This is a genomic window from Sphingorhabdus buctiana (assembly GCF_042680825.1).
Lineage (GTDB): Bacteria > Pseudomonadota > Alphaproteobacteria > Sphingomonadales > Sphingomonadaceae > Sphingorhabdus_B > Sphingorhabdus_B buctiana.
This window is the reverse complement of the sequence record NZ_JBHUEL010000004.1, coordinates 349,387-366,214: the sequence shown is the minus strand read 5'-3', so window position 1 is coordinate 366,214 and position 16,828 is coordinate 349,387. Positions and strand designations below refer to the sequence as shown.

The 16,828-nt window shown below is 59.1% G+C and carries 17 protein-coding genes; 13 read left to right on the top strand and 4 right to left on the bottom strand.

Annotated features, from left to right (window positions below; genetic code table 11):
* Positions 1 to 159: 159 nt before the first annotated feature.
* Positions 160 to 897, bottom strand: a complete 738-nt coding sequence (locus ACFSAG_RS06895) for a gamma-glutamyl-gamma-aminobutyrate hydrolase family protein (protein ID WP_381512783.1) — start codon at positions 895 to 897, stop codon at positions 160 to 162.
* On the bottom strand, positions 894 to 2,060 hold the full coding sequence (locus ACFSAG_RS06890; protein WP_381512780.1) for an isovaleryl-CoA dehydrogenase: 1,167 nt from the start codon (positions 2,058 to 2,060) through the stop codon (positions 894 to 896). The genes ACFSAG_RS06895 and ACFSAG_RS06890 overlap by 4 nt, the downstream gene beginning before the upstream one ends.
* Positions 2,061 to 2,174: 114 nt before the next feature.
* Between ACFSAG_RS06890 and ACFSAG_RS06885 the strand changes: the two genes are divergently transcribed.
* The 3 genes from ACFSAG_RS06885 to fdxA all read left to right on the top strand — a co-directional run bounded on the left by ACFSAG_RS06885 (position 2,175) and on the right by fdxA (position 5,670).
* Positions 2,175 to 4,976 (top strand): helicase-related protein, encoded by a 2,802-nt coding sequence (locus ACFSAG_RS06885; RefSeq protein ID WP_381512777.1) that lies wholly within the window; start codon positions 2,175 to 2,177, stop codon positions 4,974 to 4,976.
* Between the two features lie 3 nt (positions 4,977 to 4,979).
* Entirely contained in the window at positions 4,980 to 5,240 is a 261-nt protein-coding gene (locus ACFSAG_RS06880; protein WP_381512775.1) for an RNA-binding S4 domain-containing protein, read from the top strand.
* 91 nt (positions 5,241 to 5,331) lie between these two features.
* Positions 5,332 to 5,670: a ferredoxin FdxA gene (fdxA, locus tag ACFSAG_RS06875; RefSeq protein ID WP_374611681.1), complete on the top strand. Its 339-nt coding sequence runs from the start codon at positions 5,332 to 5,334 to the stop codon at positions 5,668 to 5,670.
* Between the two features lie 41 nt (positions 5,671 to 5,711).
* Here the strand turns inward: fdxA and radC are convergent, their stop codons facing one another.
* Positions 5,712 to 6,407, bottom strand: a complete 696-nt coding sequence (gene radC / locus ACFSAG_RS06870) for a RadC family protein (RefSeq protein WP_381512771.1) — start codon at positions 6,405 to 6,407, stop codon at positions 5,712 to 5,714.
* A gap of 28 nt (positions 6,408 to 6,435) precedes the next feature.
* On the opposite strand from radC, the gene ACFSAG_RS06865 reads away from it, so the two are divergent.
* The 8 genes from ACFSAG_RS06865 (at position 6,436) to ACFSAG_RS06830 (ending at position 13,148) form a co-directional block, all read left to right on the top strand.
* Positions 6,436 to 9,618 (top strand): intermembrane phospholipid transport YdbH family protein, encoded by a 3,183-nt coding sequence (locus tag ACFSAG_RS06865; RefSeq protein WP_381512769.1) that lies wholly within the window; start codon positions 6,436 to 6,438, stop codon positions 9,616 to 9,618.
* Positions 9,615 to 9,908 (top strand): YnbE family lipoprotein, encoded by a 294-nt coding sequence (locus ACFSAG_RS06860; protein ID WP_381512766.1) that lies wholly within the window; start codon positions 9,615 to 9,617, stop codon positions 9,906 to 9,908. Before ACFSAG_RS06865 ends, ACFSAG_RS06860 begins: the two co-directional genes overlap by 4 nt.
* Positions 9,908 to 10,312: a YdbL family probable chaperone protein gene (locus tag ACFSAG_RS06855; RefSeq protein ID WP_381512763.1), complete on the top strand. Its 405-nt coding sequence runs from the start codon at positions 9,908 to 9,910 to the stop codon at positions 10,310 to 10,312. Before ACFSAG_RS06860 ends, ACFSAG_RS06855 begins: the two co-directional genes overlap by 1 nt.
* A gap of 170 nt (positions 10,313 to 10,482) precedes the next feature.
* On the top strand, positions 10,483 to 10,800 hold the full coding sequence (locus ACFSAG_RS06850) for an AtpZ/AtpI family protein (RefSeq protein WP_374611671.1): 318 nt from the start codon (positions 10,483 to 10,485) through the stop codon (positions 10,798 to 10,800).
* Between the two features lie 116 nt (positions 10,801 to 10,916).
* The gene (locus ACFSAG_RS06845; RefSeq protein WP_374611747.1) at positions 10,917 to 11,672 is read left to right on the top strand and encodes a F0F1 ATP synthase subunit A; all 756 of its coding nucleotides are present in this window, start codon (positions 10,917 to 10,919) and stop codon (positions 11,670 to 11,672) included.
* Positions 11,673 to 11,713: 41 nt separating this feature from the next.
* Complete coding sequence (locus ACFSAG_RS06840) at positions 11,714 to 11,941, top strand: F0F1 ATP synthase subunit C (RefSeq protein ID WP_115548870.1); 228 nt, start codon at positions 11,714 to 11,716, stop codon at positions 11,939 to 11,941.
* A 101-nt stretch (positions 11,942 to 12,042) separates the two neighbouring features.
* A complete protein-coding gene (locus ACFSAG_RS06835; protein ID WP_381512759.1) occupies positions 12,043 to 12,531 on the top strand; it encodes a F0F1 ATP synthase subunit B family protein in 489 nt (162 codons plus the stop codon).
* The gene (locus ACFSAG_RS06830; protein ID WP_381512756.1) at positions 12,531 to 13,148 is read left to right on the top strand and encodes a F0F1 ATP synthase subunit B family protein; all 618 of its coding nucleotides are present in this window, start codon (positions 12,531 to 12,533) and stop codon (positions 13,146 to 13,148) included. Before ACFSAG_RS06835 ends, ACFSAG_RS06830 begins: the two co-directional genes overlap by 1 nt.
* Positions 13,149 to 13,220: 72 nt before the next feature.
* Here ACFSAG_RS06830 and ACFSAG_RS06825 read toward each other — a convergent pair whose 3' ends face one another.
* Entirely contained in the window at positions 13,221 to 13,946 is a 726-nt protein-coding gene (locus ACFSAG_RS06825; RefSeq protein ID WP_381512754.1) for an SDR family oxidoreductase, read from the bottom strand.
* Between the two features lie 45 nt (positions 13,947 to 13,991).
* Here ACFSAG_RS06825 and uvrC point away from each other — a divergent pair, with 45 nt between their 5' ends.
* Together uvrC and ACFSAG_RS06815 are read left to right on the top strand one after the other, a co-directional pair.
* Positions 13,992 to 15,932: an excinuclease ABC subunit UvrC gene (uvrC, locus tag ACFSAG_RS06820; RefSeq protein ID WP_381512752.1), complete on the top strand. Its 1,941-nt coding sequence runs from the start codon at positions 13,992 to 13,994 to the stop codon at positions 15,930 to 15,932.
* Entirely contained in the window at positions 15,932 to 16,819 is an 888-nt protein-coding gene (locus ACFSAG_RS06815) for an alpha/beta fold hydrolase (RefSeq protein ID WP_381512750.1), read from the top strand. Before uvrC ends, ACFSAG_RS06815 begins: the two co-directional genes overlap by 1 nt.
* The last annotated feature ends 9 nt before the right edge of the window (positions 16,820 to 16,828 follow it).

Genomic DNA, 16,828 nt, shown 5'->3' with positions numbered 1-16,828 from the left:
CTTTTGAATGATGTTCTCGCGTGGGGGCGGAAGTGCGGAGAAAATCCTAAAGCGGAACTTCGTCAGTCCGCCTTGTTGCGTCTCCGCTTCAATCAAAAGAAGTCTAAGGCGAGAAGCCGATCCTCGCCTGGTAACGATTATATCGAGTCACCTTGGTATTCACAGTTGCCCTCTTAACGCCTTTCCGAGCAGGTGAAAATAGGTCTGCGAGTCCGGATCATTTTCAGTTCCCCATTCGGGGTGCCACTGCACGGCGAGCAAAGGCGCGTCATTCGGGCGGGCGCTATACGCTTCGATCAAACCATCGGGTGCGCGCGCTTCAATAGTAAGGCCTTCGGCCAGTTTGCCGATACCCTGATAGTGCACCGAATTCACCTCGAGCGCGGGCTTCGCATAGGCAGAGGCCAGCATCCCGCCTTCAGCCAGTTCCACGGGGTGGCGATGGTCGAACATCGCATCGAAAGAGACGCCATCGGGCGCATGGTGGCGCAGCAGTTCATCGCTCGCGCTCGTATCGCGGCGCAACGTACCCCCAAGCGCGACATTGATTTCCTGAAAGCCTCGGCAGATCCCGAAAACCGGCTTCTGCGCATCGATCATCCGGTCAATCAGCGACAGTGCGATCTCATCACGCCCTTCATCGAAAGGGCCTTCGCCGCCATCGTCGCCATAGCGCGCGGTCGCGACATTGGATGGGCTGCCCGTCAGCAATATGCCGTCCAGACGCGGCGCGACCTCCGCTGCGGTCATCAGGTCGGGAAGTGAGGGGACAATCAACGCTGCGACATCGGCATAGGTCATCGCCGCGCGGATATAGCGTTCCATCACTGCCTGCGCCGGTTCGGTGCCGACGATGCGGTTGCACGCGATGACGCCGAGGACGGGACGTGCGCTCATGCCGCCCCGATCAGTTCCCGGCCAATCAGCATGCGGCGGATTTCGTTGGTGCCTGCTCCAATGTCGAGCAGCTTGGCATCGCGCCAGTAACGCTCGACCGGCCAGTCCTTGGTATAGCCAGCACCGCCCAGCGCCTGGATCGCTTCGCCGGCGACCTTCACCGCGCTTTCGCTGGCGAGCAGGATAGCGCCTGCTGCGTCGAAACGGGTCGTCTGTCCGGCATCGCACGCGCGTGCGACATTGTAGACATAGCTGCGCGCCGAATTGAGCGCGACATACATGTCGGCGACCTTGGCCTGCATCAATTGGAAGCTGCCGATTGCCTTGCCGAACTGCTTGCGCTCACGGACATAAGGCAACACGACATCGAGGCAGGCTTGCATCACGCCGAGCTGCAAACCAGCAAGCACCACGCGTTCATAATCGAGCCCGCTCATCAACACGCCCACGCCGCCATGCAGCGGGCCCATGATGCGGTCTTCGGGGATGAAGCAATCGTTGAACACCAGTTCGGCGGTTGGCGAGCCGCGCATGCCGACCTTTTCGATCTTCTGGCCGATGGAAAAGCCCTCATCACCCTTTTCGATAAGGAAAGCAGTGATCCCGCGCGAGCCTGCATCGGGGGCTGTTTTTGCGTAGACGACCAGCGTATCGGCGTAAGGCGCGTTGGTGATCCAGAATTTGGTGCCATTGAGTACGAAACCACCCTGCACATTGTCTGCCTTTAACTTCATCGAAACGACGTCGGACCCGGCGCCGGCTTCAGACATGGCAAGGCTGCCAACATGCTCGCCCGACACCAGCTTGGGCAGATATTTTGCCTTCTGCTCGGGGTTGGCCCATCGGCGGATCTGGTTGACGCACAGGTTGGAGTGCGCGCCGTAAGACAGCCCGATCGACGCCGAGGCGCGGCTGACTTCTTCTACCGCGACGACATGCTCCAGATAGCCAAGGCCAAGCCCGCCATCCTCCTCTTCGACGGTGATGCCGTGCAGGCCGAGTTCGCCCATCGCGGTCCAGAGTTCTTCGCGCGGGAACCAGTCGTCGGCATCGATTTTAGCCGCCAGCGGCGCAATCTTGTCGGTCGAGAAACGATAAGTTGTGTCGCGGATCATCTCCGCATTTTCGCCCAAAGCGAAATCGAGTGTGGGAAGGTTGCTCATGCAATCGCAAATGCCCTGCAAAGATTTCAGTTGCAACTATTTAAGGCGAGCCGTGAGGAACAGCCTAAATCCGGTCTAGCCGCGCGGGAAGGGGGCTGATAGGCAGGCGCGATAATGTCCTCCCCCAAAGATACCGTAAAGGCCGTGCTTGGGCCCACCAACACCGGCAAGACGCACCTCGCCGTCGAACGGCTCTGCGCGCATTCGAGCGGTGTGATGGGCTTTCCGCTGCGCTTGCTGGCGCGGGAGATTTACGATCGTGTGGTCGCGATCAAAGGGCCCAAGGAAGTGGCGCTGATAACCGGGGAGGAACGGATCGAACCGCCTGGCGCGCGCTGGTATCTTTGCACCGCCGAATCGATGCCGGTGGAACGGCAATTCGCGTTTGCCGCTCTGGATGAAGCCCAATTGGGCGCCGATCCCGAGCGTGGGCATATATTCACGGATCGGATGCTGCATGTGCGCGGGCGTGAAGAAACGATGATTCTCGGCTCGGAAAGCCTGCGACCAATGGTTCGCGCGTTGCTTTCCGATGCGGAGATCATCTCGCGCCCGCGCTTTTCCACCCTCAGCTATTCGGGCCCTAAAAAGCTCTCCCGCCTGCCACCGCGTTCAGCAATTGTCGCATTCTCGATCGAGCAGGTTTATGCGGTGGCCGAGTTGCTGCGTCGCCTGCGCGGTGGGGCGGCAGTGGTGATGGGCGCACTCTCCCCCCGCACGCGCAATGCCCAGGTCGAGATGTTCCAATCGGGTGAAGTCGACTATCTGGTCGCCACGGATGCTATCGGAATGGGTCTTAACTTGGATGTGCAGCATATTGCTTTCGCTGGATTATCCAAATTTGACGGTAACCGGACGCGGCGGCTAACCGTCGCCGAAATGGCGCAAATTGCAGGCCGCGCTGGGCGGCATCAGCGCGATGGCAGCTTTGGCACAGTGGCTGGTGAAGCAGGCGAATTCACAGCCGAAGAAGTATTGGCGATTGAAAGCCACCAATTCCCCGCACTCGATTGGATGTACTGGCGCGAAGCTGCACCGCGCTTCGACAGCCTCCAGCAATTGATTGCCGATCTTGAGGCGAAACCGGATGGCCCACCTTTGCGCGCGGCTCCTGAAGCTATTGATCTCGCTGTATTGAAACGCCTCGCTGACATGCCGCAAGTGACCCGGCACCTTGCCGGGCCGAAAAGCGTTGCGCGGCTCTGGGAAGTCGCAAGCCTGCCCGATTTTCGACAGACTGGCGCGGAACATCACAGCCGCTTTGTCGCGGGGCTCTGGGAACATATCGCAACCGCTGGCATTCTTCCGCACAGCTATGTTGCGGGCGAACTTGCACGGTTGGATACAATACAGGGCGATGTCGACACGATTTCGGCCCGGATCGCTGCTGCGAGGACGTGGTCGTATGTCGCGCATCGCGCCGATTGGGTCGAAGATCCGCCCGCCATGGCAGAGCGATCACGCCGGCTGGAGGAAAAGCTGTCGGACGCTTTGCACAGCGCACTCCGCCAACGTTTCGTCGATCGACGCACATCGATGTTGATGCGAAAGGGCGGCAAGGATGAAAGTCTGCTTCCCGTGCAGGTAGATGCGGATAATCAGGTGTTCGTCGATGGCGAACATATTGGCGAACTTGACGGATTTGCCTTTCGCGTCGATCCCTCGGCACGAGTCGGCGAACGCAAATTGTTGCTTGCAGCAGCCGAGCGGCATCTGGCAGCATATCTGAAAGAAAAGGCAAGGGCGGTGGTAATGGCCGAAAACGAAGAGTTTTCACTTGGACGCGATGGCGAAGGTCGCCCGGCACTGTACTGGCAGGGTGCCGTGCTTGGCCATCTGGCGCGCGGGCGCAGCCTGCTGCAGCCGCTGTTCAAACCTGCACGTGCCGTTGCAGGCATCGAAGGTGATGACCTGCGTGCGATCACCGAGCGGGCCGAAGCATGGATCCAAACGCAACTTGCAAAGCATATGGGTGGGCTCGTCGCGCTCAACCAACTCGCGGCTGACGCTGCCACCGATGGTGTTGTGCGTGCCCTCGCGGCCCGGTTGGCCGATGCCGGTGGCATTGCAGGGCGGCAATTCCTTGCCGACACACTAACCGCGCTTCCCAAGGATGCGAGGGCGATAGCGCGCAAGGCGGGGATCGTTTTCGGCGCGCTTGATGTCTACCATCACGCAATCCTGAAGCCTGCAGCCGCACGCTGGCGCGCAGCGCTGTTTTCAGCGCAGACCGAAAAGCCGATGCCGGAGCTGCCACCCGAAAGCGCGGTGCATCTGAAGGAATGGAATTTCGCCTCTGCAGCCGATTGCCGCAATGCCGGTTATCGCAAGATCGGCAATGAATATGTTCGCATCGATCTTGCCGAACGCGTGATCAAAAAGGCGCATGAGGCGCGCGGTGAAGCGCTGGAGTTCGGCATGGACATGGCCTTTGCCACATCATTGGGGCTGAGCGAGGAAGGGCTGCAGTCGCTGATGCGCGATGCCGGTTTCCGCCGCATCGAATCGATTTCGGCTCCTGCCGCTGAATCGACCGAGCAGGGCGAGAGTGCCGAAGTGGCCGAAACAGAGCCGCAGCCAGTCGAGGAAGCCGTCGTCGAACCAATAGCCGAAGAGGCCGCTGTTACCGAACCCGTCGCCGCAGAACCTGTTGCAGAAAGCGAAGCGGTTCCGGAAACCGCCACTCCTGTTACTGCAACCGAACAACCGGTGAAGCTGACCTATTGGCGCTGGATCGGCATCCGCAAGGCAAAGCCCGCACCGCGCCCGGCCAAGGCGCATGACCGAAAGCCCAAAAAGGGCGGTAAGCCAACGCATGCGCCGAAGGCTGCGCCTGCACCGTCAAAGCCCAAAAATGAGGCTCCCTCGGCGCTCGCGCTGCAACTTGCAGCGCTCAAGGACAAGATGGGCGGCTAGGCTTTGGCGGGCACGTCGCTGCGGATAGACAAGCTTCTCTGGCATTTGCGCCTGTCCAAATCGCGCAGCCTGGCCCAGGCATTGATCGGCGAAGGCCATGTTCGGCTCAATGGCAATCGTGTTGAAAAGCCGAGTTTAGAGGTCAAGGTCGGCGATACGATCACGTTGCCGCGAGGGCAGGGCGCGCTCGCCATCCGGCTGCTTTCGATACCGCCAAGGCGTGGTCCCGCACCCGAAGCGCAGGCCTGTTACGACGAAATTTGATCGCACAGAACATTTCCCCCGTTGACTTGCGCGCCAAAGGCACAATAGGCGTTGGTCAACAAACCGAACTGCCTAGGGGAGAAACCGAGCAATGACCTACGTCGTCACCGATGCCTGCATCAAATGCAAATACATGGACTGCGTCGAGGTTTGCCCCGTAGATTGCTTCTACGAAGGCGAGAACATGCTCGTAATCAACCCGAACGAATGTATCGACTGCGGCGTTTGCGAGCCCGAGTGCCCGGCTGAAGCGATCCTGCCCGATACCGAAAATGGTCTTGAGCAATGGCTCGAACTCAACGCGCAGTACAGCGCCGAATGGCCCAACATCACGACCAAGCACGAAACTCCGGCAGATGCCGATGAGTTTAAGGGTGTCGAAGGCAAGTTCGAGAAATTCTTCTCACCCGATCCCGGTCAGGGCGACTAAGGCGCGCGCCAATCCGGCGCGTTCCCAAAGCATGAGCGAAATTAAAGCAAGCCTGCGCTGCGCAGGCTTGTGAACCCGTCCTTGCCGATGATGACATGGTCGTGCACGGATATGCCCAGCCTTTTGCCTGCTTCAATGATTTCGCGTGTCATCGTTATATCCTGCCGGCTGGGTGAGCTGTCGCCGCTGGGATGGTTGTGCACCAAGATGATGGCAGCCGCGCCAAGATCGATCGACCGACGGATGATTTCCCGCGTGTAAATCGGTGCCTGGTCGATTGATCCTTCGCCCGCGACTTCGTCGCGGATCAGCATATTCTTGGTATTGAGATAGAGCACACGCACGCGCTCGGTCGTCAGGTGCGCCATATCGAGGCGGAGATAATCGAGCAGAGCCTGCCAGCTCGAAAGGATCGGCTGTTCGCGCACCGGCTCGGACGCCATGCGCAGCATCAATGCGTGTACCAGTTTGACGGCCGCCGCCGCCTTTTCGCCAATACCCTTCTGGTTCTGCAGGCTATAGGCATCTGCGGTAAATACCGAAGAGAGATTGCCATAATGGGCGATCAGTTGTTTTGCGATCGGCTTGGTATCGATTCGCGGAATGGCGAGCATCAGCAAATATTCGAGCAACTCATGGTCAAGTAAACCATCGCCGCCTTGATTGAGCAGGCGTTCGCGCAACCGTTCCCGGTGCCCCTCGCCATATCCATCATCTTTGCCGGTCGAAGTTGACATTGGTTAAGCTTGTTTCGCAATTTTGCCTTTGCTGCAAGGCATTTGGAAGAAATCGACGTTGCAAGCGGTGGGGCTTTGGCGCATCTATATTCCGATGGAAGATGAGCTTCCCGAAGTAATCCGGGGCCGACGCTGGCGGATGCGCTACGTCTTTGGCGCTGTTCTGGTGCTCATCCTTCTGCTTTTGGCTTATGCCTGGTGGCAACGTATTGATATTGCTGACCGTTACGTCCGTGATTACCTCGAAAAAAATGGCGTTCAAGCCAGCTATCAAATTCAGGACATAGGTTTTCGCACGCAGCGTATCCGCAATATTGTCATCGGCGATCCCGCCAAACCCGATTTGACTGCAAAGACCATCGATATCGACCTTGCGATAGGTTTTGGCACACCGTCCTTGCGCGCCATCCGCGCCGACGGTGTGCGCGTGAAAGGCCGCTTCGCAAATGGAAAGCTTTATCTGGGCGAGCTAGACAAGCTCCGCGACATGGAGAGCGAGGAGCCGCTGGCACTGCCCGATATCAACGTGCAGCTCACCGACGCGCTACTTTCGCTTGCGACGCCCTGGGGGGGGGTCGGGCTTGCGGTGGTTGGCAAGGGCAATCTGCGCAACCGTTTCGACGGCAAATTGATTGCACGTTCGCCTTCCTTGTCTGGTGCTGGCTGCACCGCAAGGGGCGTGCGCTATAATGGCGCGGTTCGCATCCGGAACGTCCACCCAGAATTCATTGGCCCGCTGTCAGCAGACTTGGCGGCGTGCGCTAATCAGAAGTTGGCGTTGGCCCGTCCCAGGATCGATGGAAAGGTTGAGTTTACCGAGACATTCGACCGCTGGCTGGGCGAAGTTGCCATCAGCGCCAAATCGGCAAATGCCGACAAACGGTTTGCAGATGATATTTCGGCCACACTTGCTTTCAATGGCACGCAGCGGCGATCCGATTATAGGCTTGCGCTGTCGCAGGCGCGGTTGCGCATGCCGGATATCGGCGCGCGTAACTTAGCAGGTGAAGCATATGGAAACTTTTCCTTCTCCGATGCCGGGCTGGCGCTCTCGGCGCGCGGGGATGTGGCGCTGAATGGTGCTTCGCTGTCGCCTTCGCTTCTGCCTTCGATGGATCGGCTGGTGCTGGGTACCAAATCCACGCCTATCGGCCCGGTCGTCGGCCGTCTGGATCGGGCGGCCCGACAGGCACTTCGCGACTTTGATGCAACTGCCCGTTTCGACATCGTCACAACGCCCGCTGGTTCGAAAGTCGCAATCGAAAACCTGTTCGTCCGTTCCGCCAGCGGTATGATCCTGCGCCAGCAAGGGTCGTTCAATGCAGCCAATGGTCGTCTGGCGGATGCCGTGAATTTCAGTCTGACCGGCGGCGATATGCCCACCGGTCGGCTGTCCCTGCGGCCCGAAGGTCGCGGATGGGCAGGTACACTCAACCTGTCGCCCTATTCGGCTCCGGGTGGAAGCATCGCGATACCGACTTTGGCCTTCAGGGGTGGAGCAAATGGAGGTTGGCGCTTTTCCGGCCAGGCCCTGCTGACTGGGCCTTTGCTCGGCGGAACCATCACCGATCTGCGTTTCCCGATCGACGGAAGTTTCCGTGATGGCAACCTCGCCATGAACAGTTCGTGCACCGATTTGCGCTATAGCGGACTGGCAACCGGGGCGTTGCGATTGCCCGCAGGTGCCGTGCGGGCCTGCCCGCAGCGTGGGACGATCCTGCGCATCACCAACGGGCAGACCAGTTTTGCATTGACCATTCCTTCGCTGGCAGTGGCAGGGCGATTGGGCAGTTCACCGCTGAAAGCCCGCGGTAACGGTATCAGTTTCGATCTGGAGCGGGGATTTGCGGCGAATGATGTCGCCGTTGATTTCGGAGACAGCGACGCTCTCAGCAAGTTTACTGTCGCCCGGCTTGATGGACGATTGGGTGATGAGGGCGTCTATGGCACGATCAATGGCGGGGCAGGGCAGATTGGTAATGTGCCTTTGCTGATTGGCGATGCGGCCGGAAATTGGAGTTGGCAGGATAGCGTCCTGGGGCTCGATGCCACCTTGTTCGTTTCCGATGCAGAGCAAGTGGACCGCTTCAATCCGCTTCGTGTGCCCGATTTCCAGCTTACGCTCACCGACAATCAGATCACGGCCATCGGCAATTTGCACGAGCCCGAAAGCGGCGTGAAGGTCGCGGATGCCCAGATCGAACATAATTTGGGCAGGGGCACAGGAAATGCGTTGCTCTCGGTCGATGGCTTGCGTTTCAATGAGCAATTGCAGCCCGAAATGCTCACACCACTGACGCTAGGGCATATCGCCAATGTCGATGGTCGGATCAGCGGCGATGGCCGCATTGAGTGGGATGCCGAAGGCGTTCGCAGTTCCGGACGGTTCAACATTGCAACGACCGACCTTGCCGCGGCATTCGGCCCGGTCGAAGGATTGGATACCGAAATTGAATTCACCGACCTGCTCGGAATGGTCACCAAGCCGGGGCAGATCGCGCGGGTCAAATCGCTCAACCCAGGCATTCAGGCGCTCGATGGGGTGATCCGTTACCAGTTGCTGCCCGACCAACAGGTTCGGATAGAGGAGGGGCGCTGGCCATTTTTTGGTGGCGAACTGATTTTGGAGCCGACGGTCATCGACTTTGATGTGGAGGCAGAGCGAAAATTGACCTTCAGATTGGTCGGCCTAGATGCTGCAAAGTTCTTGGCCAGTTACGACTTCGAAAATTTGCAAGTTTCAGGCGTATTCGACGGCGTTCTGCCGATGGTTTTCAACCAAGAGGGTGGTCGCATCGTTGGTGGGGTGCTGGTTTCACGGCAGGGGGGAGGGGAGTTAAGCTATCTCGGTGAACTCACCTATGAAGATATGGGAGTATTTGCGAATTTCGCGTTTCAGGCGCTGCGCTCCATTCGCTTTCAGGAAATGCGCATTGGCGTGAATGGAAAACTCGACGGGGAGATCATCACCGACGTGGCGTTCGATGGGCTGCAACAGGGCAGCCTCGCCAAGCAGAATTTCATTACCAAGCAACTCGCCAAAATACCGATCCAGTTCAATGTGCGGATAGAGGCGGAATTCCTTCAACTGATCAGTTCGATCAGGGGATTATACGACGCCGACTATGCCCTTCAGCGCGGACGCAGCCTCATCGAAAGCCAGGATGCAGAGGGGCAGGACCCAGACAAAAAGCCAGAGGCAGAACAATGAAATCAATTGATCGCACGGTGAACAATCCATTCAGCCTGCCGAAAGCGAGGGAGGACTATATGCGACACAGATTGACGGCGGTTGGCAATGGTGCGATCCGTCCCAACATGAAGAAAGGAGCGTTTCTCTTCATTTGTCTGTCCGCATCGGCCCTTGCGGGTTGTGTGCAGGTTCAGGCGCCCGACAAGCCTATCGTGATCAACCTCAACATCGCGATCCGGCAAGAGGTGCTTTACCGCTTGGACCAGGCTTCGAAAGAAGTGATTGAAGAGAATTCGGAGATATTCTGATGGCTATAAGCGAAAAAATAAAAGACCGCCTCGAAATGGCAGCAGCAGCGTTGCTGATTGGTGCGGCTGTTGCCGGCAGCGGCGCCATGGCGCAGCGCGATCCAGCCTATCAGCAGGCGCGTTCCGAAGGGCTGATCGGTGAAAAGACCGATGGCTATCTCGGATTTGTTTCAACACCGTCTCCTGCGGTGCGTGCGCTGGTTGAAGACCTCAACATCAAGCGCAAGGCGAAGTACACCGAAGAGGCGCTCGCCAATGGTGCAACCGTCGAGGAAATGGCTTTCCGCACGGGGTGCCGTCTGATCAAGGAGCGCACGGTTCCGGGTGAGAAATATCAGGCGCCTGACGGTAGCTGGAAAACACGCGACGCAAGCCCGCCGCTATTGGATGTGCGCTGCCCATAACAAACGCGAGCAATCGTTTTGCAGGGGCCCGGGGCGCAAATCCCGGGCCTTTGCTGTTCCGCCACTGCATGGCAGTTGACTTGGGCAAGACCCTCTCCTAAAGGGCGCGTGCCTTGGCGGGGTTGCCCGGAGTCTTGGTGGTTCTCCCTTTTCGAAACAGGAGGAATTGCATGGCTTCAGAAGATCCCGCGCAGGATGGCAACGGCACAAAAGACCCTCGGCTCGATTCGTTAGACATGCAGCTGAAAAAGGTCCGGAAGGCCGAGGCAGAACGTACGGGGCAGGACGTGCCCCCCGCCAAAGGAATGCGGCAGGGGAACCGGGTCTTGACCGAACTGATCGCCGGTCCTGCGGGTGGTGCTCTAGTCGGTTGGTTGTTTGACCAACTGTTTGACACCGCGCCAGCGCTCTTGTTGGTCTGTATGTTCCTCGGAATAGCAGTCGCCTTCAGGAATATTTACAGGATTTCGCAGGAGCGTCCGGAGTAGCACCACAGGTGCGGCAACTGGGCGCTTCGGTCGTATAAACACGGCCCCGCTTGCGGGGCTGTTGGCATAAGCAGGGTACGGGAAAAGTGGCAGGCGAAAGCGGCAAAATCGATCCGATGCACCAGTTCCAGATCGAGCCTTTGGCGAAACTGGATTTATTCGGCTACGACATCTCGTTCACAAACTCTTCGCTGTTCATGCTGGTCGTGCTCGGCGCGATCTGGATTTTCATGGCTGGCGGCATGAAGCGCGAGCTCGTCCCCGGTCGCTGGCAGATGGCGGTCGAAGGCGTCACCGGCTTCATCAACAACATGATGAGCTCGAGCATTGGGCCCGAGGGCAAGAAATATGTGCCCCTGGTCTTCTCGCTTTTCATGTTCATCCTCTTCGCCAACTTCATGGGCATGATGCCGATCGGTATCGTCCCCGGCGCGCACGCCTTTACTGTGACCAGTCACCTCACGGTCACCGCGGTTCTCGCGGTTCTCAGCTTTGGTACGGTTCTCGTCGTCGGCTTCTGGCGTCATGGCCTGCATTTCTTCAGCTTGTTCGTGCCGCACGGCACGCCCTGGTGGCTGCTCTGGCTCATCCCGCTGATCGAGCTTTTCTCCTTCCTCATCCGCCCCTTCAGCCTCGCACTGCGTCTTTTCGTCGCGATGACCGCCGGCCACGTGCTGATGAAGGTGCTCGCAGGCTTCGTGATCAACGGCCTCAATGCGGAAGCGCTTTGGGTTGCACCTCTGGTCAGCCTGCCTTCGTTCATCCTGATGATCGGTATCACCCTGCTGGAACTGCTAGTGTGTGCGATCCAGGCCTATGTCTTTGCCCTTTTGACCTCGCTCTACATCAACGACGCGGTCAACCTGCACTGAGTTTTTTCAACCAAGTTTGAGTTTTAACAGGAGTTAGTATCATGGAAGCAGAAGCAGCAAAATTGATCGGTGCCGGTCTCGCAGCTATCGGTGCGGGTCTCGCAGCTGGCGGCGTTGGTAACGTCTTCGGTTCGTTCCTCCAGGGCGCACTGCGCAATCCGGCAGCAGCTGACAGCCAGCAGGGCCGTCTCTTCATCGGCTTCGCGGCTGCGGAACTTTTGGGTCTGCTCGCGTTCGTCGTCGCGATGATCCTGATCTTCGTTGCCTAAGAGCTTTTAGGGGAGGACACCCCGGCGCTTTGACGCCGGGGGCCACTTCCCGTTCTTGATGGCCCGACCTTATAAAACCCTCCTTCTAGCGAGCGGATAAAATGCCTCAAATCGCCCAGATTCTGGAAACCTATGCCTCGCAGTTCTTTTGGATGCTGCTGGTTTTCGGCATTCTCTATTTCGTGATCGGCCGCGGCATGGTGTCGAAAATCGACGCCAATGTCGAAGCACGTGATCGCAAGATTGCTGATGACTTAGCTGCTGCTGAAAAAGCACGTGCCGAAGCGGAGGGTCTGGTTGCTGGTGGAAGCGATGCATTGAACGCTGCTCGTGGCGAGGCCCAGGCCAAGGCGGCAGCCGCCAAGGCCAAGGCTGCCAAGGAAGCCGAAGCGCGTCTCGCCAAGGCGGACGAAGAAATTGCTGCCAAGCTGGCTGCCGCGGAAGCGGATCTTGCCAAGGCGCGCAGCAAGGCATTGTCGGGCATTGAAACTGTTGCAGCCGAAGCCGCGGCGGACATCGTCGCCAAGGTTTCGGGTGCGAAGGTAAGTGCTGCACAGGCAGCGACTGCAGTGAAGGCGGTATTGAGCTGATGACACAGGCAGCAGCCCCCGAAGCAATGGCCACCGAAAAGGCCGTTATCGACGACACCACCGTCGACGGTGCGCCCGTCGCGGAAACGCACGCCACGACCGAAGCGCATGCCGCCCCGGAAGCGCATGCCAAGCCCAAGGCGCTCGGCATGGATGCTACGATGTGGGTGGCGCTCGCGATGCTCATCGTCATCGCGCTCGCTGTCTGGAAAAAGGTACCGGCGATGATTGGTGCTGCTTTGGACAAACAGATTGCCGGCATCAAGGAACAGCTTGATCATGCAACCAACCTTCGCAAGGAGGCTGAAGCCATCAAGGCCGACTATGAAGCCAAGGCAAAGCAGGCTGCCGCCGAAGCCGAAGCGATGAAGGCCCATGCCGCTGAAGAAGCCAAGCTGATCGTTTCCAAGGCAAAGGCAGATGCAACTGCGCTGATTGCACGTCGTTCGAAAGCGGCCGAGGAAAAGATCGCCGCAGCTGAACGTGCCGCTATTGCTGACGTTCGCGCTCAGGCCGCTGCAGCTGCAGCAGCTGCCGCCGAAGCCCTGATCGCGGCGCATCATGACGCAAAGGCCGATGCCGGCCTCGTCGATGCGACGATTGCAAAGCTGAACTAAGCTTCATCCCTCGCTACGAGGGAGAATTGAGCGAAAAGGCGCGGCTCGAAAGAGCCGCGCTTTTTCTTTGTCTCAAAAATTGATCATGATCTTGCGTGCCAAAGCGGGCGAGATGCTTTCGGCAATCCGCAGCAGCTTGGTCATACCGACATTGGCTTCGTCCGCATTGGTTTCAATCGCATCGAGGATTTGTGCGGCGCATTCGGATGCCGGCATTTTCTTCTTGCCGCCGCGTCCTGCTGTCAGCTTGGTTTCAACCACCGGGGGAAGCGCTTCGAGCACATGGACGCCCGTCCCGCGCAATTGATGGCGCAGCGCCATGGTATAGCTGCGAAGACCAGCCTTTGTTGCGCAATAGATTGGCCCGCCCGAACGCGGCGCAATGGCGAGGCCCGACGTCACATTGACGATCATTGCCTCGGGCCGGGATTTGAGCACCGGCATTAGCCTGGTTATCAGGTGGATGGGCGCGTTTAGATTAGCTGTGATGCAGCGGTCATTGTCGTTGAGATCGGGTTCGGCCTCGCGGAAATCATGGTCGCTGCCAAGGCCTGCATTATTGATCAGGATATCGATAGGCCTTCCTTTAACCGCGTCCAATATCGCATCGACACCATCGCGTGATGAAAGGTCAGCCTTGATGACCTCAAAACCGGCGGCTTTCGCGGCATTGATCCGTTCCGGCGTTCGCCCGGTAACTATCACGGTCGCGCCCTTGGCCTTGAGTTGCCCGGCGAGTTGGCGGCCAATTCCGTCAGTGCCGCCAGTCAACAATATGGTCTTTCCCGAAACTTGCATCTAATGTCTCCTCTACTCGCAATTTAAGTAGCATTTTGAAACTAGATGTCAAAGGCCGACCGCCCAGACCTTCCCAACGCAGCATCACGCTTCAATGAAGAGGCGCAGACCTATGCCGTGCGCGGGGCAGACCAGCCCGATCTTGAGGGCGGGGTGGCGGCGATCCGCAATGTGCTGAAGACGCTGCCGGCCAAACCCGGTGTTTATCGCATGCACGATGCGCGCGGCGATGTGCTCTATGTCGGCAAGGCGCGGGCGCTCAAGAACCGTGTGACCAATTACACGCAGGTTGAACGGCTACCCAACCGGCTGCGGCGGATGGTCTCGCTGACGCGCAGCATGACGATTGTCACGACCAACAGCGAGGCAGAGGCGCTGTTGCTCGAGGCGCAACTGATCAAGCGCTACCGACCGGCCTACAACGTCCTCCTGCGCGACGATAAAAGCTTCCCCTTCATCCTGCTGCGCGCCGACCATGATTTTCCGCGCATCCAGAAACATCGCGGGGCGCGACGGCATAAGGGCGAATATTATGGCCCTTTTGCCAGCGCCGGGTCGGTCAACGTCACCCTGAACGCGCTCGAAAAGCTGTTCCTGCTGCGCAGCTGCACCGACAGCTTCTTTAACAACCGCGACCGCCCCTGCCTGCTTTACCAGATCAAGCGCTGCTCCGCGCCCTGTGTGGGGCGGATCGACAAGGCGGGCTATGCCGAGCTGGTGGCAGACGCCAAGGCTTTTCTCGGCGGCAAATCGACTGCGGTGCAGGCGAAGCTGGCAAAGGAGATGGAGGGCGCGGCAGAGGCGCTCGATTTCGAACGCGCGGCGCTGCTGCGTGACCGGCTGAAGGCACTCACCTTCATCCAGGGGTCACAGGCGATCAATGCAGCGGGGATTGGCGATGCCGATATCTTTGCGCTGGCACACAAGCAGGGCGTGATCGGCATCCAGGCCTTTTTCATCCGTGGCGGGCAGAATTGGGGCCACCGCGCCTTCTTCCCATCGCACATTCAGGACAGCAGCGAGGAAGAGGTGCTGACGCTGGTGCTCGCCCAATTCTATGAGGAGGTGCCCCCAGCGCGCTTGCTGCTGCTCGACCGCGAGTTGCCCGAAGCGGACTTGCTGGCGGAGGCGCTGAGCGAAAGGGCAGGGCGCAAGGTAGAGATTGCCGTCCCGCAACGGGGTGACAGGGTAAGGCTGGTCGCGCAGGCGAAGCGCAATGCTGAGGAGGCGCTCGACCGGCGACTGGCCGAAACGACGACGCAGGGCAAATTGCTGCGCGAGGTTGCCGAGCTGTTCGATCTTTCCGAACCGCCGCAACGGATCGAGATTTACGACAACAGCCATATTCAGGGCAGTAACGCACTCGGCGCGATGGTGGTCGCGGGGCCGGAAGGCTTCATCAAGGGCCAGTATCGCAAATTCAACATCAAGCAGGCAGCCACCAATGATGACTTCGCGATGATGCGCGAATTGATGGAGCGACGCTTTGCCCGCGCGCAGGAGGAGGACCCGGATCGTGATAAGGGCGAATGGCCCGACCTCGTCCTGATCGACGGCGGCAAGGGGCAGGTGAGCGCAGTGCGCGAAGTGTTTGAGCGGCTGGGGATCGAGGATGTGCCGTTCATTGGCATCGCCAAGGGGCCGCATCATGGGCGCGAGGGGCGTGAGGTTTTCCACTTCCCCGACGGCCGCGAACTGACCCTGCCGGTCAACGCTCCGGTGCTATTCTACCTGCAACGCCTGCGCGACGAAGTGCACCGCTACGCCATCGGCGCCCACCGCACCAAGCGCGCCAAGGCGATCACCGCCAGTCCGCTCGACGAAGTGCCCGGCATCGGCCCTTCGCGCAAAAAGGCGCTTCTGCTCCACTTCGGCACCGCCCGCGCGGTGCGCAGCGCGAGCCTTGAGGATTTGCAGAAGGCGCCTGGCGTATCAGCCGCGGTGGCGCAAACAGTATATGATTTTTATCATGGGGGAGGGGAATAATGCCCAATATTACAGCCAATGGGATTGAACTACATTACGAGGACCACGGCCCATCCGACGCGCCTGCAATCCTGTTGGTCATGGGGTTGGGCGCGCAGATGATTGCCTGGCCGGACGAGTTTGTACATGGCCTCGTCGGCAAGGGTTTTCGCGTAATCCGCTATGACAATCGAGATGTCGGCATGTCGCAGCGTATGGAGCAGGCTGCGACTCCCAATCTGGTGTGGACGATGCTCAAGGCACGTTTCGGCTTCCCGCTCGGCGTCGGCTATACGCTGTCCGATATGGCGAAGGACGGGATCGGGCTGCTCAATGCGTTGGGGATCGAACAGGCGCATGTTGTCGGCGCATCTATGGGCGGGATGATCGTACAACTAATGGCTGCGAACCACCGCGAACGCCTGTTGAGCATGACATCGATCATGTCTTCCAGCGGTGCACCCGGGTTACCCGGCCCGCGTGCGGATATTCGCCGGCAAATGATGGCGGCACGGCCATCGGGTGCCAATCGGGAGGAAGCAGTGGCCTTTGGCGCGGAACTGGTGAAGTCCTTTTCCTACCCCGATCCTGCCCGCCCGGAAAACGCCCATGCCGAAATAGCCGGGCTGGCCTTTGACCGCGGCTATTATCCCATCGGCACAAGGCGCCAATTGCTGGCGATCATAGCCGATGGCAGCCGGGTCGAGCGTTTGAAAACGATCACCACACCTACTTTGGTGATCCATGGCGGTGCCGATCCGCTGGTTCCCAAGGATGGCAGCGTCGACATTGCCCGCCACGTGCCAGGTGCGCGGCTGGAGATTATCGACGAAATGGCTCACGATCTGCCGCCGTCACAGGTTGATCGTATGGTGGAGCTGATTGCGGGGCATGCTGCTGCGAATTGATCGGAGCCG

What these genes read in the sequence shown, in the direction of transcription:
- ACFSAG_RS06895 (WP_381512783.1), bottom strand. Translation starts at nt 897, where the DNA reads ATGAGCGCACGTCCCGTCCTCGGCGTCATCGCGTGCAACCGCATCGTC.
- ACFSAG_RS06890 (WP_381512780.1), bottom strand. Translation starts at nt 2,060, where the DNA reads ATGAGCAACCTTCCCACACTCGATTTCGCTTTGGGCGAAAATGCGGAG.
- ACFSAG_RS06885 (WP_381512777.1), top strand. Translation starts at nt 2,175, where the DNA reads ATGTCCTCCCCCAAAGATACCGTAAAGGCCGTGCTTGGGCCCACCAAC.
- fdxA (WP_374611681.1), top strand. Translation starts at nt 5,332, where the DNA reads ATGACCTACGTCGTCACCGATGCCTGCATCAAATGCAAATACATGGAC.
- radC (WP_381512771.1), bottom strand. Translation starts at nt 6,407, where the DNA reads ATGTCAACTTCGACCGGCAAAGATGATGGATATGGCGAGGGGCACCGG.
- ACFSAG_RS06860 (WP_381512766.1), top strand. Translation starts at nt 9,615, where the DNA reads ATGAAATCAATTGATCGCACGGTGAACAATCCATTCAGCCTGCCGAAA.
- ACFSAG_RS06855 (WP_381512763.1), top strand. Translation starts at nt 9,908, where the DNA reads ATGGCTATAAGCGAAAAAATAAAAGACCGCCTCGAAATGGCAGCAGCA.
- ACFSAG_RS06850 (WP_374611671.1), top strand. Translation starts at nt 10,483, where the DNA reads ATGGCTTCAGAAGATCCCGCGCAGGATGGCAACGGCACAAAAGACCCT.
- ACFSAG_RS06845 (WP_374611747.1), top strand. Translation starts at nt 10,917, where the DNA reads ATGCACCAGTTCCAGATCGAGCCTTTGGCGAAACTGGATTTATTCGGC.
- ACFSAG_RS06840 (WP_115548870.1), top strand. Translation starts at nt 11,714, where the DNA reads ATGGAAGCAGAAGCAGCAAAATTGATCGGTGCCGGTCTCGCAGCTATC.
- ACFSAG_RS06835 (WP_381512759.1), top strand. Translation starts at nt 12,043, where the DNA reads ATGCCTCAAATCGCCCAGATTCTGGAAACCTATGCCTCGCAGTTCTTT.
- ACFSAG_RS06830 (WP_381512756.1), top strand. Translation starts at nt 12,531, where the DNA reads ATGACACAGGCAGCAGCCCCCGAAGCAATGGCCACCGAAAAGGCCGTT.
- ACFSAG_RS06825 (WP_381512754.1), bottom strand. Translation starts at nt 13,946, where the DNA reads ATGCAAGTTTCGGGAAAGACCATATTGTTGACTGGCGGCACTGACGGA.
- uvrC (WP_381512752.1), top strand. Translation starts at nt 13,992, where the DNA reads ATGTCAAAGGCCGACCGCCCAGACCTTCCCAACGCAGCATCACGCTTC.
- ACFSAG_RS06815 (WP_381512750.1), top strand. Translation starts at nt 15,932, where the DNA reads ATGCCCAATATTACAGCCAATGGGATTGAACTACATTACGAGGACCAC.